Origin of the sequence: Pseudomonas sp. P4795, from assembly GCF_048822895.1 — a bacterium.
Lineage (GTDB): Bacteria > Pseudomonadota > Gammaproteobacteria > Pseudomonadales > Pseudomonadaceae > Aquipseudomonas.
The window spans coordinates 477,206-492,599 of the sequence record NZ_JBMFBT010000005.1; the positions used below are offsets into that span (position 1 = coordinate 477,206).

Annotated in this window: 15 protein-coding genes and 1 pseudogene; 9 read left to right on the forward strand and 7 right to left on the reverse strand. The window is 58.7% G+C overall.

Annotation, left to right across the window (positions count from 1 at the left end; genetic code table 11):
- Positions 1–7: 7 nt before the first annotated feature.
- Positions 8–463, forward strand: coding sequence for a YiiD C-terminal domain-containing protein (locus tag ACOI8A_RS17255; RefSeq protein WP_420646782.1), 456 nt, complete (start codon positions 8–10; stop codon positions 461–463).
- Between the two features lie 9 nt (positions 464–472).
- Here ACOI8A_RS17255 and cysQ read toward each other — a convergent pair whose 3' ends face one another.
- Positions 473–1,306 carry a 3'(2'),5'-bisphosphate nucleotidase CysQ gene (cysQ, locus tag ACOI8A_RS17260; RefSeq protein WP_420647163.1) on the reverse strand — a complete coding sequence of 278 codons (834 nt, stop codon included), beginning with the start codon at positions 1,304–1,306 and terminating at the stop codon, positions 473–475.
- 5 nt (positions 1,307–1,311) lie between these two features.
- Positions 1,312–1,878, reverse strand: a complete 567-nt coding sequence (nudE, locus tag ACOI8A_RS17265) for an ADP compounds hydrolase NudE (protein WP_420646781.1) — start codon at positions 1,876–1,878, stop codon at positions 1,312–1,314.
- An 88-nt stretch (positions 1,879–1,966) separates the two neighbouring features.
- On the opposite strand from nudE, the gene yrfG reads away from it, so the two are divergent.
- Positions 1,967–2,629 (forward strand): GMP/IMP nucleotidase, encoded by a 663-nt coding sequence (gene yrfG, locus ACOI8A_RS17270; protein ID WP_420646780.1) that lies wholly within the window; start codon positions 1,967–1,969, stop codon positions 2,627–2,629.
- A 108-nt stretch (positions 2,630–2,737) separates the two neighbouring features.
- On the opposite strand, the gene lysM is transcribed toward yrfG, so the two are convergent.
- On the reverse strand, positions 2,738–3,178 hold the full coding sequence (gene lysM / locus ACOI8A_RS17275; RefSeq protein WP_420646779.1) for a peptidoglycan-binding protein LysM: 441 nt from the start codon (positions 3,176–3,178) through the stop codon (positions 2,738–2,740).
- A 138-nt stretch (positions 3,179–3,316) separates the two neighbouring features.
- Here lysM and ACOI8A_RS17280 point away from each other — a divergent pair, with 138 nt between their 5' ends.
- The 4 genes from ACOI8A_RS17280 (at position 3,317) to ACOI8A_RS17295 (ending at position 8,174) form a co-directional block, all read left to right on the forward strand.
- Positions 3,317–4,204, forward strand: a complete 888-nt coding sequence (locus ACOI8A_RS17280) for a LysR family transcriptional regulator (protein ID WP_420646778.1) — start codon at positions 3,317–3,319, stop codon at positions 4,202–4,204.
- Between the two features lie 92 nt (positions 4,205–4,296).
- The gene (gene fdhD / locus ACOI8A_RS17285) at positions 4,297–5,136 is read left to right on the forward strand and encodes a formate dehydrogenase accessory sulfurtransferase FdhD (RefSeq protein WP_420646777.1); all 840 of its coding nucleotides are present in this window, start codon (positions 4,297–4,299) and stop codon (positions 5,134–5,136) included.
- Positions 5,133–7,481, forward strand: a complete 2,349-nt coding sequence (locus tag ACOI8A_RS17290) for an FdhF/YdeP family oxidoreductase (protein ID WP_420646776.1) — start codon at positions 5,133–5,135, stop codon at positions 7,479–7,481. Before fdhD ends, ACOI8A_RS17290 begins: the two co-directional genes overlap by 4 nt.
- Positions 7,482–7,691: 210 nt before the next feature.
- Positions 7,692–8,174, forward strand: coding sequence for a glycine zipper domain-containing protein (locus ACOI8A_RS17295; protein WP_420646775.1), 483 nt, complete (start codon positions 7,692–7,694; stop codon positions 8,172–8,174).
- A 56-nt stretch (positions 8,175–8,230) separates the two neighbouring features.
- Here the strand turns inward: ACOI8A_RS17295 and ACOI8A_RS17300 are convergent, their stop codons facing one another.
- The 4 genes and pseudogenes from ACOI8A_RS17300 to ACOI8A_RS17315 form a co-directional block, all read right to left on the reverse strand.
- Positions 8,231–8,662 (reverse strand): acyl-CoA thioesterase, encoded by a 432-nt coding sequence (locus tag ACOI8A_RS17300; protein WP_420646774.1) that lies wholly within the window; start codon positions 8,660–8,662, stop codon positions 8,231–8,233.
- Between the two features lie 31 nt (positions 8,663–8,693).
- Positions 8,694–9,917, reverse strand: a pseudogene (locus ACOI8A_RS17305) (3-hydroxyacyl-CoA dehydrogenase NAD-binding domain-containing protein).
- Positions 9,918–10,028: 111 nt separating this feature from the next.
- Complete coding sequence (locus ACOI8A_RS17310) at positions 10,029–11,957, reverse strand: RecQ family ATP-dependent DNA helicase (protein WP_420646773.1); 1,929 nt, start codon at positions 11,955–11,957, stop codon at positions 10,029–10,031.
- A gap of 393 nt (positions 11,958–12,350) precedes the next feature.
- Complete coding sequence (locus ACOI8A_RS17315) at positions 12,351–12,854, reverse strand: polysaccharide deacetylase (RefSeq protein WP_420646772.1); 504 nt, start codon at positions 12,852–12,854, stop codon at positions 12,351–12,353.
- A 304-nt stretch (positions 12,855–13,158) separates the two neighbouring features.
- On the opposite strand from ACOI8A_RS17315, the gene ACOI8A_RS17320 reads away from it, so the two are divergent.
- From ACOI8A_RS17320 to ACOI8A_RS17330, 3 genes are all read left to right on the forward strand, one after another.
- On the forward strand, positions 13,159–13,437 hold the full coding sequence (locus tag ACOI8A_RS17320) for a hypothetical protein (protein WP_420646771.1): 279 nt from the start codon (positions 13,159–13,161) through the stop codon (positions 13,435–13,437).
- A 106-nt stretch (positions 13,438–13,543) separates the two neighbouring features.
- Positions 13,544–14,671 carry a hypothetical protein gene (locus tag ACOI8A_RS17325; RefSeq protein ID WP_420646770.1) on the forward strand — a complete coding sequence of 376 codons (1,128 nt, stop codon included), beginning with the start codon at positions 13,544–13,546 and terminating at the stop codon, positions 14,669–14,671.
- A 343-nt stretch (positions 14,672–15,014) separates the two neighbouring features.
- A complete protein-coding gene (locus tag ACOI8A_RS17330) occupies positions 15,015–15,314 on the forward strand; it encodes a hypothetical protein (protein WP_420647162.1) in 300 nt (99 codons plus the stop codon).
- The last annotated feature ends 80 nt before the right edge of the window (positions 15,315–15,394 follow it).

Sequence of the window (15,394 nt, forward strand, 5' to 3'; positions counted from 1 at the left end):
TCAGGATATGAACCGCGATAGTGAGTATCTGGAAGCGGTGCTTCATCGCGACATTCCGCTGACCCGGGAGATGGGCCTGAAAGTGCTCGGCTGGCACGACCACCAACTACGTCTGCACTTGCCGCTCGAACCCAACGTCAATCACAAGAGCACCATGTTTGGCGGCAGCCTGTATTGCGGCGCGGTGCTGGCCGGTTGGGGCTGGCTGCATTTGCGTCTGAAGGAAGTCGGCATAGAGGACGGACACATCGTGATTCAGGAAGGCCAGATCAGTTATCCATTGCCGGTCACGGGCGATGCCACCGCGATTTGCCCGGCGCCGGATGCGGCGGTGTGGAAGAAGTTTCTGGCGATGTATCAGCGTTACGGGCGGGCGCGGTTGACCCTGAATACGCGGATTGTGAATGTGGGAAGCGATGAAGATGCAGTGACGTTCAGCGGGCAGTACGTCCTGCACCGCTGAAACAACAGATCAGCCGCGGGCCAACTCCAACAACTTCGCCCGCCACGCAGCCTTCGCCGGCAGCGCCAGAAAAAACTCGTTGCGCAACGATTCCCGTGCCGGATAACAAAACGCTTCACCGTTCAGATCCAACACTTCGCCGCCCGCCCCTTCCAGCACACCTTGCGCCGCCGCCGTGTCCCACTGCGAAGTCGGCGCCAGTCGCGGATAGCAGTCAGCCACGCCTTCAGCCAGTAAACAGAATTTCAGCGAACTGCCGATATTCGCCAGTTGCAACTCACCCAGACTGGCGCTCAATCCGGCCAGCAAGCGCTCCTGCTCCGGACTGGAATGACGGCGGCTGGCAACTACCGTAAATGCTTCACCCGGAGCCAGAGCATCGCGAACTTGAATTTGCTCAGGCGTGCCGCCTGTGTCGCCGCGCCATGCGCCGAGCCCGGCGCCGCCAACGTAGAACCGACCGCTGGTCGGAATCGACACCACACCAAACACCACCCGGCCGTTTTCGATCAGGGCGATATTAACCGTGAATTCCTCGCTGCCGCTGATGAACTCCTTGGTGCCATCCAGTGGATCCACCAACCACCAGCGCGTCCAGCCGGCACGCACGCTTTGGGGAATGTCGGCGTCTTCTTCGGACAGAATCGGAATGCTCGAATCCAGCGCCGTCAGACCGGCCACGATCACATGGTGCGCCGCCAGGTCGGCAGCGGTGACCGGCGAATCATCGGACTTGGCGGTGACCGCCACCTCGGCGCGCCAGAACGGCAGGATCGCCGCGCCAGCTTGCAATGCCAGCTCGATCACCGGCGCCATCAACGGATGGGGAAAATTCATCGACACTTCACTCATGACTGAAAAAATCCGCGCTGGCTCAGCAGATCGCGGGTCAAATACAACGCCGCCAAGGCGCGCCCCTCGGTAAATTGCGGATTCTGCGCCAGCGTCGACAGATCGCGCAGGTTGACCTTGTCCACGCGCATTGGCTCGGGTTCATCGCCTTCAAGACGTTCTTCGTACAGGTCGGTGGCCAGCACAACCTGGATCTTCTGGCTCATGTAGCCGGGGGACAAGGACAGTTCGGTCAGATGCTCGAGTTGGCGCGCGCCGTAACCGGCTTCTTCCTTGAGCTCACGCTCGGCCGCTGCCAGCACATCTTCGCCCGGTTCGATCAAACCTTTAGGTAACGACAATTCGTATTCATCGGTACCGCCGCAGTATTCCTCGACCAACACCGCGTGCTCGCCGTCGAGCATCGCCACGATCATCACGGCGCCATAACCGGCGCCCTTGCCGACCAGTCGCTCATAGGTGCGCTCCACGCCGTTGGAAAAACGCAGCTTCAGCTCTTCCACGCAGAACAGACGACTGGTGGCAACAATCTCGCGGGCAAGTACGGTGGGTTTCTGGCGCATGCAAAGCTCCTTGGCGTGAACGCGCTACTATAACGCGGCTTTTCCGATTGTTTACGTCGGATATCTTTCTACCGTTCGAGACGTTGCCATGCCTTCACTACCCTGGTCCGACATCGATACCGTTCTGCTGGACATGGACGGCACGCTGCTGGACCTGCATTTCGACAATCATTTCTGGCTGGAACATCTGCCGCAGCGCTACGCCGATCGCCACGGCGTCAGCCGGGCCATGGCCGAGATGGAATTGCAGCCGCTATTCGAGCGCCATGCGGGTCAATTGCAGTGGTATTGCCTGGATTTCTGGAGCACCGAGCTGAAGCTGTCAGTGCGCGAGCTGAAACTGGAAACCGCACACCTGATCGCCCTGCGCCCGGATGCCGATACGTTTCTGGCGGCGATCAAGCAAGCGGGAAAACGCGTGGTGATGATCACCAATGCGCACCGTGATTCGCTCTCACTGAAACTGGAACGGATCGAGTTGGCACCGTACTTCGAGCGGATGATCAGCTCGCACGATTACGGCTTCCCCAAGGAGAACCCGCAGTTCTGGGATGCGTTGCAGGCTGATATCGGTTTCGACCCGGCGCGCAGTCTGTTCATCGACGACACCTTGCCGATCCTGCGCAGTGCACGGGATTTCGGTGTGGCGCATCTGTTGGCCGTCAAGGAACCGGACAGCCGCAAAGGGCCGAAGGACACGGCCGAATTTGCGGCGGTCGAGGATTATCGCGATCTGATCAAAGGCTTATGAAACCCTGTAGGACTGCCGCAGGCTGCGATCTTTTGATCTTGCGTGAGGAAAAGCCAAAATCAAAAGATCGCAGCCTCGTTTCACTCGTCAGCTCCTACAATTTACCGATCATTTCGGAATACGCAGCTTCTGCCCCGGATAAATCTTGTTCACATCTTTGAGCATTGGCTTGTTGGCATCGAAGATTTTCTGGTACTGGTTGGCATTGCCATACACACGCAGAGAAATCGCGCTGAGCGTATCCCCCGCCTTGACCTCGACAAACTCTGCAGCCACGACCACCGGCCCGGTCACCGTGATCTGATCATCAACACTGCCCACGCCCTCAATATTGCCCACTGCCAGCAGAATCTTTTCTTTTTCTTCCTGGCTCGCCACTTCACCGGTCAGCGTGACTTTGTCACCCTCAACGGTCGCCTGAATGTTCGGATTGCCCAACCCGACCTTGCTGATGTGTTCCTTCAACTGCTCGCCGGCATTGGCGTTGCCGGGGGTCAGCAGGTCGATCAGTTTCTCGCCCGCTTCTTTTACAAAACTGAAAATACTCATAGCGCACACTCCTTGATTTAGATTCCAGACGCCCAAGCCTAGACCACCTTGAGCAAACACGGTTCCTGACCGACCAATGACCCTGCCCCCGCGCAGGCGTTAGAATCGCTCACCCCTTGCCTGCGCCCCGGAGCGAAGATGGACATCAAGCAGCTGAAATTCCTCATCGCCCTCGACGAAACCCGCCACTTCGGGCAAGCCGCCGCCCGGTGTCACATCACCCAGCCGACCCTGTCGATGCGCCTGCGCAGCCTGGAAGAAGAACTCGATCTGCCGCTGGTCAATCGCGGCCAACGCTTCGAAGGCTTCACCGCGCCGGGCGAGCGGGTGCTGGCGTGGGCGCGCACGGTGTTGGCGGCGTACGACGGGTTGCAGGCGGAAGCGGCGGCGTGTCGCGGCAATCTGGTGGGTACGCTGCGCCTCGGCGTGGTGCCGCTGTCGAGTTTCGACGCGTTACCTCTGATGCAACGCCTGCATGCGCAGCACCCGAACCTGCGCTTTGAACTGTCAGCACTGAGCTCCGAGCAGATTCTCGAGCAACTGGCGAACAATCGCATCGATATCGGCGTGTCCTATCTGGATCGGCTGGACAGCGAGCGCTTCGAATCGCTGGCCTTCAGCGAAACACGCATGGGTCTGCTGTATGACCAACGCTTCTTCACGTTCGGCGAGGAACCGTTGAGCTGGGAAGCGCTGATCGAGCTGCCGCTGGGCATGCTCACCAGCGGCATGCACTTTCGTCAGTCCATCGACCATAACTTCCACAGCCGTGGCCTGAGCCCGCAACCGCTGCTGCAAACCGATGCCGTGCATCAATTGTTGCAAGCGGTGCATGGCGGATTCTGCTGTGCGGTGATGCCGCTGGACGGCGGCCTGGAAAACCTCACCGATGACCTGCGCCTGCAACCCATTGAAAATGCTCAGACCCTCGCCCGCCTGGGCTTCATCATGCGTCGCGGTGCACCTCGTTCAGCGTTGGCTGAGGCGTGTTTCGCGCTGTATCAAAAATCGCCAATAGCTTCTTGATCGACGGCATCTATCGGTAGATCAGTATTAGCGATTAGACGCGACAAGTTGCCGCGCCTAGTCTTAACGTTGATCAAACCGTCGGTGATGCCATGAACGCCAAGCGCCCTGCCTGCGCGGCGCCTGCTCTGCAAACGCCCGCGCCCGCCGCCAGCCAGACTTACAGCTATAGCGATCTTGCTTTGCAAGAATCGACCAGCACCGCGCTGGCCGAGGAAGTAGCGTTGGCGATTGCCTACAACAGCATTAGCCAGGCGGTGATGCTGGTGACCCCGACTGACCTCGAAGATTTTATCGTCGGCTTCAGCCTCGGCAGCGGCATCATCGAACACGCCGAAGACATCTACGACCTGCAACTGAGCGGATCAGGCTCGGCGCAGTACGCACAAGTAACCATCGCCAACCGTGCTTTCTGGAACCTCAAGACTCAGCGCCGGCAACTGGCCGGCACCAGCGGCTGCGGATTGTGCGGGGTGGAAGCGGTCGAACAGGCGCTGCCCGATCTCAAGGTGTTGCCCGGCGCACCGTTACCGCCGATTGAATGGCTCGACGGCTTGCGCCAGCGCATCGGCGCGTTCCAGCCGCTGGGCCAGCATTGCGGCGCAGTACATGCGGCGGTGTTCATGGACGCCAGCGGCCAGTTGCTGCTCGGGCGCGAAGACATCGGTCGGCATAACGCGCTCGACAAACTGATCGGCGGCCTGATCCGGCAGAAGATTTCCACCAGCGGCGGCCTGGCGATTGTCACCAGCCGTTGCAGCCTCGAATTGATCCAGAAAGTTTTGCGCGCCGGCATCCAGACATTGGTCAGCCTCTCCGCGCCCACCGGCCTCGCCGTGCAATGGGCGCGCCGCCACAATCTCAATCTCATCCACCTGCCGCAGAAAAATGCGCCGCGGGTGTATAGCCCAGAAATGGAGAAGCACCTGTGAGCCAACATCATCAAGCCGACCAGAAACCTGTCCCGCGCTATAAGCCTTACAAAGGCGCAGCCGGCGGCTGGGGCGCGCTGATCAGCGTGGCTCAGGCCTGGTTGACCAGCGACAACGCGCTGAAAAACCTGCGCATGATGCTCAAGACCAACCAGAACGGCGGCTTCGACTGCCCGGGTTGCGCGTGGGGCGACTCGCCGGAAAGCGGCATGGTCAAGTTCTGCGAGAACGGCGCCAAAGCGGTGAACTGGGAAGCGACCAAGCGCCGGGTGGATGGCAAGTTCTTCGCCAAGCACAGCGTGACTGCGCTGCTGGAACAGAGCGACTACTGGCTCGAATACCAGGGCCGTCTGACCGAGCCTGTGGTCTATGACGCCGAGACCGACCGCTACAAACCAATCAGTTGGGAAGATGCGTTCGCGCTGATCGGCAAACATCTCCAAGGCTTGTCGAGCCCGGATCAGGCCGAGTTCTACACTTCGGGCCGCGCCAGTAACGAAGCCGCGTACCTTTATCAGCTATTCGTGCGCGCGTTCGGCACCAACAACTTCCCCGACTGCTCGAACATGTGCCACGAAGCCAGCGGCGTTGCGTTGGCACAAAGTGTCGGCGTCGGCAAAGGCACAGTGACCTTCGACGATTTCGAACACGCCGATGCAATTTTCGTCTGGGGCCAGAACCCTGGCACCAATCACCCGCGCATGCTCGAACCGTTACGTGAGGCGGTGAAACGTGGCGCGCAGGTGGTCTGCGTCAACCCGCTGAAAGAGCGTGGTCTGGAACGTTTCCAGCATCCGCAGCACCCGATCGAGATGCTCACCAACGGCGACAAGCCGACCAACACCGCGTATTTCCGCCCAGCATTGGGCGGCGACATGGCATTGATGCGCGGCATGGCCAAGTTCTTGCTGCAATGGGAACGCGACGCGCAGAAGGCTGGCGCGCCAGCAGTGTTCGATCACGACTTCCTCAATGAACACAGCGTCAACGTGCTCGAGTATCTGGGTGTAGTCGATGACACTCCATGGGAGCAGATCGTCGAGCAGTCCGGCCTGACCCTGGTGGAAATCGAACAAGCGGCGCGCATGTACGCCAAAGGCAAGAACGTAATCATGTGCTGGGCGATGGGCATCACCCAGCACCGCCACTCTGTGCCGACCATTCAGGAAATCGCCAACCTGATGCTGCTGCGCGGCAACATCGGCCGGTCGGGTGCCGGTCTGTGCCCGGTGCGCGGCCACAGTAACGTGCAGGGCGACCGCACCATGGGCATCAACGAGCGTCCGCCAGTGGCGTTCCTCGATTCGCTGGAACGACGCTTCCAGTTCAAGGTGCCACGTCACAACGGGCACAACGTGGTCGAGGCGATCCACGCCATGGCCGAGGGTCGCGCCAAGGTGTTCATCGGTCTGGGCGGCAACTTCGCTCAAGCCACCCCGGACAGCCCGCGCACGTTCCAGGCACTGACCAATTGCGACCTGACGGTGCAGATCAGCACCAAGCTCAACCGCAGCCATCTGGCCCACGGCAAACATGCGTTGATCCTGCCGTGTCTCGGTCGCACCGACATCGACATCCAGACCGAAGGCCCGCAAGCGGTCACCGTGGAAGACTCGTTCAGCATGGTCCACGCCTCCAACGGCCAGTTGCAACCGCTGTCGAACCAGATGCGCTCGGAACCGGCAATCATTGCCGGCATCGCTGCCGCAACTTTGGGCAGCAAACCGGTGGACTGGAACTGGCTGGTGGCCGACTACCGGCGCATCCGCGAGCTGATCGCCGACACCATTCCGGGCTTCAAGGAATTCAACGAAAAGGTTAAAAATCCGGGAGGCTTCTATCTCGGCAACAGTGCCGGTGCGCGCAAGTGGAACACCCCTTCGGGCCGGGCGAATTTCCGTCCCAACGTGCTGCCCAAGGATCTGGTGCACGAACGCACCCGCGCCACCGGGCAATTGCCGGACCTGATCCTGCAATCGATGCGCTCACACGATCAGTACAACACCACCATTTACGGTCTCGATGACCGTTATCGCGGGGTCAAGGGTCAACGTGATGTGGTGTTCGTCAACGAAGCCGACATCATTCGTCTGGGCTTCAAGCCGGGGCAGAAGGCTGACATCGTTTCGTTGTGGGACGATGGCCGTGAACGTCGCGTGAAGGGCTTCACGCTGTTGGCATTTGATATTCCGGCCGGGCAAGCGGCGGCTTATTACCCTGAAGTGAATCCGCTGGTGCCGCTGGAAAGTACCGGGGATGGCAGCCATACGCCGACGTCGAAATTCATCGCAATTCGCCTGGAGGCGGCGAGTGAGACCGGGTTGATCATGGCCAAATCGGCCTGATATCTCACTTTCGTGCGCACACAAAAAAGGCCGCTTTTGTATAAAAGCGGCCTGTCCGAAGTAGCTAAAGACCGGCGAAAATCGCTTAAGTTCCACAGTTAAAACAGTAACTTGCGCAATTGTATACAAGTCGTGCTATTCGTCGGATTTCGATTGTCACGCCCATCACAGAGCCTCAGGATCGCGCCGTCATCCCTTTGAGGCTCCTCTATGAAGTTCTCCCAGATTCTCTTGTTGTCCCTTGGCCTGGTCAGTGGTTTCGCTTCTGCCGGAGGCACCACCGAAGCAGGTGTGGGCGGCGCATTGGGCGGGGTTCTTGGCTCGGTCGTCGGTCAGTCTTTAGGCGGCAACACAGGTTCCACCATCGGCGCAGCCTTGGGCGGCGCGGGTGGTAGCGCAGTTGGCGCCGACAAACGCAGCCGTGGCGAAGCGGCCATTGGCGGCGCGCTGGGCGCGGCCGGCGGTAACGTAGTGGGTCGCAGCCTTGGCGGCTCGACCGGCAGCCTGATCGGTTCGGCCGCAGGTGGCGGCGCCGGTGGCGCGCTGGGTAACTATATGGGCAACAAAAGTGATGACGACGACCGTCGTTACGACCGTGGCCGTGACGATCGTCGCTATTACCGTGACGACCACCGTGGTCGCGGTCATGCTTACGGCCACCGCAAGCATAAAAAGCACTATCGCCACCGTTAAGGCGCATGCTTGAAGAAAAATCGCAGCCCGAGGGCTGCGATTTTTTTTGCACATTTTCAGACCACCAAGCGCTCCAGCGCTTCACGCAATCCGCCGGGAATGGCCACGGGTTGATTGGATGCCCGATCGACGAATACATGCACGAACCGTCCTGCCGCACTGGCCTCATCTTCGCCAGCCTTGAATACCGCCAGTTCGTATTGCACCGAGCTGTTGCCCAGTTTGCCAACGCGCAGGCCGATTTCGATTCGATCCGGGAACGCGATCGAGGCGAAGTAATCGCACGATGAGCTGACCACGAAACCCACGACTTCGCCGTCATGGATATTCAGCCCACCGACCTCAATCAGGTAGGTGTTCACCGCTGTGTCGAAGAAGCTGTAGTAGGTCACGTTGTTGACGTGACCGTAGGCGTCGTTGTCGTGCCAGCGCGTGGTGATGGGCTGGAAGTGCGGGTAGTCGGTGCGTTGCGGCGTCGGGTTGGACATCAATGTCGATTCCTCAAGTTATCTGCCCAGTCTAAAGGTAAAAACCTTTGCCTCGCGCCGCCAACTCACCGATCAACGGCGCCGGCCGCCATTGATCACCCTGCCGCGTCTGCAACGCCAGCAAGCGCTGATGGATATCTGCCAGTCCCTCATCGTCCGCCCAGGCCATCGGGCCGCCCCGGTCCACCGGAAAGCCGTAGCCATTCAGGTACACCAGGTCGATATCCTGCGCCGACTCGGCAATACCTTCCTGCAAGATCTTCGCGCCCTCGTTGACCAACGCCAGCATGCAACGCTCAAGAATCTCATGGGCGCCGATCTCGCGACGCTGAAAGCCCAAGCCTTCGCTGACGTTCAACACCAGCGCATCAACCTCGGGATCATGCTCCGCCTGCCGGCTGCCAGGCTCGTAGTGGTAATAACCGTTGCCGGACTTCTGCCCGAACCGACCCAACTCGCAGAGCCGGTTATCAATCTGAACCTCTGGCGCATCCTGCCCTTTACCGGCGAGTTCACGCGCACGCCATTCAAGATCAATCCCGACAACGTCATACATGCGAAACGGCCCCATCGCGAAACCGAAGCTCTGCAACGCGGCATCAACCTGATGTGGATAAGCACCTTCAAGCAGCATCTTGCGTGCTTCGAGGACATACGGATGCAGCATGCGATTGCCGATAAAGCCATGGCAGTTACCCGATACCACGCTGACTTTGCCCATGCGCTCGCCCAATGCCAACGCTGCTTTCAACGCTGCCGGGGATGTTTGCGCGCCGCGAACGATTTCCAGCAGTTTCATGATGTGCGCGGGACTGAAAAAGTGCAGTCCCAGCACTTGATCCGGCCGCCTTGTCGCCGCGGCAATCGCATCGATATCCAGCGCCGACGTATTACTCGCCAGCAATGCCTCAGGCTTGAGCAAACCATCGAGCTCGCGGAAGATTTTTTGCTTGAGCTCAAGGTTCTCGTACACCGCTTCGATCACCAGATCGACATTGCGAATCGCCGCATAGTCCGCCGCTGAGCCAATCCTCGCGATCCGCGCATCGGCCTCGCCCTGATCAATGCGCCCCTGACGCACGTTATGCGCGTAGGTATCGGCCACTGCGCTCAGTGCCTATTCAAGCATCTGCGGATTGTTGTCGACCCATTGCACCGTCACCCCGGCATTCGCCAGGCACATGACAATGCCACGGCCCATGGTTCCTGCGCCGATCACGGCGGCTTGCTGAATATCGAAGGCTGTCTGGCTCATTGTTGTTCTCTTGTTGGAGATCCAAAGACAAGTTTCACCATAGTCAGCCATCGGCGTTTTTTGAAGTTTATTAGCGTGATGATCAACATTCAGCGCATGGATGAGACTGACTCAGAGGTGCGCCTCCGCCCAACTGCGCACTTGGGCATACGGATACTCCTCCAGCGCAGCAAATCCCGGAATTGCCCGAGCCTTGAGCTTGGTAAACAGCGGCACACTGATCCCGCACAAGAACCGCGTCAGGCGTTCTGCCGAAGGCGCATTGCCAGTGTGCTGCTCGTGCCTGTGGATAAAATCACTGCACAGCGCCTCGAAGTTTTTATCCACAAGCGCTGGCAAATCCGGCGGCGCCGGCAATCGCGCGATCTGACCATGGCAGACCGAACAATGCCCACATTGCTCGGGCGCATTGTGATCGCCGAAGTATTCGGCCAAGCGATAACCGAGGCACCGCTCAGTGGCGAACAACTCAAGCATCGCGTGGATCCGCGCGACTTCTGTCTGCTCATGTCGGGTGAAATACGTGTGCAGTTCAGCGCTCAGACTCTGACTGTCGAAGTCAGTGTTCAGCAAACTGTAGACCTCGGTCATCTGCTTGCTCTCAAGCTCTACCCAGCCCTTCTCCTGAAAATAATCCAGCGCCTTCACCACCCGATTACGCTCAGCCGAATACTGCTCGTACATCGCGTCGAAATTCACCGTCGCCCATGTCCGTGCGCGACTGGACGTGCGGATGATCGCTGCGACGAAATCCTTGCGCTCGCCCTCGAAACGCTCCAGCAATGCCTCCGGCTCCAGCAGGTATTTGAAGCGGTACTCGGCGTAATACGCATAGCGCGGTGCGATCAGCCGACGCAGTTCCAACTGCACCAGAAGGGTCTTGAGCGGCAGCGCGCGGATGTTGCTCTGATCCGCCAGTGGCCCGAGCAAAAACTCCCATTGGCCGTCAGGTGCAGCGAGCTTCATTTCATCCAGCACATGGCGGATGCCATCGCGCTCCGGCGTGTCACCGTAGACGAAGTTTTCCAGCACGTTGAGGCTGTCGCGGTTGGCCAGCACCAGACAATCCGAAGGCTGACCGTCACGCCCCGCACGGCCGATTTCCTGACTGTAGTTTTCGATGGATTTGGGCAGGTCGAAATGCACCACGTTGCGAATGTCGCTCTTGTCGATGCCCATGCCGAACGCAATGGTGGCGACGACGCAATTGGACTGCCCGCCCATGAAGCGTTTCTGGATCGCCTCACGTTTTTCATGTGGCAGGCCGGCATGATAAGCCTCGGCCTGAATGCCGCTGCGGCCAAGATGTTCGGCAATCTGCTCGGCGGTTTTTTGCAGGGTCACATAGACGATGCTTGGCTGGCCTGGACGCGCGCTCATCCATTCAACCAAGCGTCGGCGCTTGTCCTGGCCACGTACGGGCTCGACCAGCAGATTGAGATTGGGTCGGTAGAAACCGGTGGTTACCACGTCGGCCTCGGCGATGCTGAATTTGCTCTGCATGTCGGCGATGACTTTCGGCGTTGCGGTAGCCGTCAGCAGCAAGGTTTGCGGGATGTTGAACTGACGCTGATAGTCCGGCAGCTTGAGGTAGTCGGGTCGGAAGTTGTGGCCCCACTCGGAGATGCAGTGCGCCTCATCCACCACCAGCAGCGAGATCGGTACCTGCTGCAAAAAATTGCGAAAGCGCTCGTTCTTCAAGCGCTCCACGGAAATCATCAGGATCTTCAATTCGCCGGACCGGGCACGAGCCATTACGTCGTTGGCATCATCGCGGCTCTGCGCCGAATCGATGCTGCCGGCCGAAATGCCGTGGCGTTGCAAAAAACCCAGCTGATCCTGCATCAGCGCCAACAACGGCGAGACCACAAGAGTCAGATGCGGCAGTAGAAGCGCCGACAATTGATAGCAAAGAGACTTGCCCGACCCAGTGGGAAAAATCGCCGCTGCCGAGCGACCGGCGAGCACCGCGCTGACTGCCGCTTCCTGACCGGGACGAAACTGTGGATAGCCGAAAACCTGTTCCAGGGTGTTGTGCATTCGCTGTCACTCCGTTGACCGCTGACATGCCAACAGCCTAGCGGGCGATCGCAGCGAGTCGAGAAAAGGTCGGGGGCAATTCGATACGGGATGATACAGCGTCGGGCGACGGGCCACGGGTTGAAACAGGCGAGGTTATTTGTTTATCGCGCCGTTTGTCCGCCAAGCGGTAATGTACCGGCTCCACAAAAATCTGCGCATGCCCCTTCACGCCAGGACGGCTGACGGGCGCAGATTCTCACCAAGGAATGATCATGTCGAACCGGTTGAAGTTACCCCTCGCCCTCATCGTCGCGTCACTGCTGCTGAGCGCATGTACGCCGCCACCCGATGGCTTACCGCCGCGCGCCGGTCTCTGGTTAGCGGATGCGGCTCAAGTGCAATGACCCCGCGCTAGGGCAACAGCACCGCAAGGCGCAGTTGCTCGTTCAATACCTGCTCATGCACGCCTGGGCTTTTACTCGCCCAGAGTGCATGGGCAGGGCTGATATCGCCTGTGAAGGCCGCTGCCAACTGACGCAAGTCGGCGACGCTGCGTACCCGCGGGCAAAACGCTTGGGCGTCACAGCTCTGACTGGAGTCGCGGTAAGTGCTCAGCAAACGATCCCAAAGTCCGTCACGGACTTGCCGGATCGACTCGAGGTGCACTTGCGGCACGCCCAGTTGCTGTTTCAATCCGCTCTCGTTCAACGCTTCGCTGGCGAGCAGCGCCTTGCCGAACATCAGCACTTCGGCGCGAGACGCGGTGTCGATGCCTGTCTGGTTCGTCAGCGAATCCGGCCACCCGGTGCGTTCCAGATTGGCCAGCACCAACCCGTTGCCCGCATCGGAAGCCATCGTCAAACGACAACCGCTGACCCACAGCAAAATGATCGAGGCCATTCGTAGCCACTGCATACCTAATTCCCTTTAAGCGCGTGTCGGACGTTTGGAAACGCCCTACGGATTCTGGCGCGCACCATACAGAGGTTTGCCAGGAAACACCTGATAATCCAGTAGGAAACTTCTCATCTAAGGGTTTGGTGATGAAAAAGCCTCGAAAAGTCGTAGGGCAAATACCCGAGCCACGGAAAACCCCCTACGCATTCTGTCCATCGCGGCTGTCTTGTCCCGCTTGATCAGGCCCTTCTATAGTGGCCGGCGCGGCTGAACACTGGGTGTCGGCCCGCCCAAGCGACTGCATAAAGGACGCGCCTCAACCATGAACACCTTCGAACCGCTTGAATCCCGTTATCGCCCCCTTAAAAGCAACTACTGCGACAATCCGGTGCTGGTGATTGATACCGACGCAACTCAGAGTGATTTGCTCGATGCCGCCGAGCAACGCATGCGTGCAGCCACTGACCTTCTGGAAACTCTTTACTGCTTGTGTTTCAAACAGGCGGATGTGAAAGACATTCCGAACATCATCAATGCGCTTTATTTATTGATGCAGGATGGATGCGACCTGCTGGAAGTTGCAAAGCAACAAGTTAAATAAGCCACATGATTTACAAACCTACAAAACTCGCAACAACCCACCGCTTTATTTATCGGAAAAACCAGCACTAGTCTGTTTGCTCTTACATCAACCAAGAGCACTACTCATGACAACATTAACTATTTTCTTTTGCGGCACGGGTTCCACGAAGTTTGATACCACCAATGGCAACTACTGGGACGGCGAACTGGTTTCCACGCTCGCCTCGCATCACGGCGGCCGCGAGTTCGCCGAGTGGCTGGTGGTTGACGGTCCCGGCACCAGCAATTTGCAGGCAGACGAACTGTTCACCAAGTCCAAAGACTACGGGCTCAGCGGCACGCTATTCGGCAAGGGCTGGGACGAAAACGTGCAACACGCTATGAATATCATTAAAGGCAAGTGTGACTGGCAGCGCGAGCAACTGACCGAGGCCGAATACAACCGCCTGAAAGCTGCCGGCATCCCCATTGAAGATGTCAAAGTAGAAGGATCGTGGATGTGGCGTAAATATAACTACGGTGATCGCAGCGTCACGCAACAGAAGTTGCAGGAACAGATAATCAAAACGTTCCGCAAGGACGGTGTCATTCCAACCAAAGTCAATCTTGTGGGTTGGAGTCGCGGTGGCATCAGTTGTCATATGCTGGCCAACGCAATGTTCAACGACAGCGCACTGAAGAACATCCCGGTGAACATCTTCGCGATTGATCCGGTGCCGGGCATCGGCAACTTTCAGGAGAACCGCGTCAAACTCAATTACAACGTCAAAGAGTACGTGGGCTTCTACGCACGCGACGAGCGCTCGAAAGGCTTCAGCTGCGTCATCCCGCAAACTGCCACCGGCACCAAAACCAGCATCTACCCAATGCCCGGCCGCCACGCCACGCTGGTGGGCAATGCGGCAGCCGACGGCGTGGCGGGCGCGAAAGTGCTGGCCGAACCGGGCCTGATCGTCCGCCACTTCGCTGAAACCTGCCTGAAACGCTGGGGCGTAACGCTGGCCAAACCACTCAACCTGACCCAAGCCGACCTGCAAACCCACCACAACGCCATGACCCGCGCCGCCGCACAGTACAAGGCGATGGAAAAGCATTCCTACACCTATTTCACCGAACTGGATAAAGGCGAGCGCTACGTTTCGCTGGGCAGCAAAGGCGTGATGCTTTCGGCGGTGAAGGGCACGATCTACGCGCCGGCCACGGGGCTGAGCACCGCGCTGGGGGATGTTGCGGCGTATCAGCATATTGGTTGAGGCGACGAAAAAACCTACAGCAACGGCCTATGCGATCTTCGTCCTGTTCCTACAAGTGAAGACTCTTTATCGCCTATCGCGGCTTGGTGGCTCGAATCTATAGTCGACTCCGCCGCTGCAAGATATCAGCGGCTCAGGTTTGGTCACCTGAAAAACAGAGATAACTGATGCATGCCCTTGTATGCTGCCGACGTTTTTTGTCGGCTCGCTATATGGCGGCTGTGTTTGGGACGCTTCGGCGTACCGGGTTATCTCTGCCGGTTTGACCAACTTGAACACAGTCCGCCTCCACCGCTTGGTCACGGTAGCAGCGGTTCATCCGAAGCCTACAGAGATCGCATTTATGAATTCACGGAAACACTTCCCCACCGATCGCTACCACCCACTCGAATCCAACCTCACCGACACCAAGCCCTTGGTGATCGACACAGAAGCCAACCCGCAAGACATCCTCGAATGCGCCTTCCAACGCCTGCGCGCATCCGCCGATCTGCTCGAAACCCTCTACTGCCTCTGCTTCAAACAAGCCGACGTCAAAGACATCCCCCATATCACTCATGCGCTCTACATACTGACCCAGGACGGCTGTGACCTGCTGCAGGTTGCGCAGCAACGCATGATGAATTGGAAAGCACCGGCCTGAAGCCAAGGGAGAACTCATTCCTGCGCTTCGCGTGGGAATGATCCAAATCAGGTAACAACCATGAGCCGATTTTTTGAAGA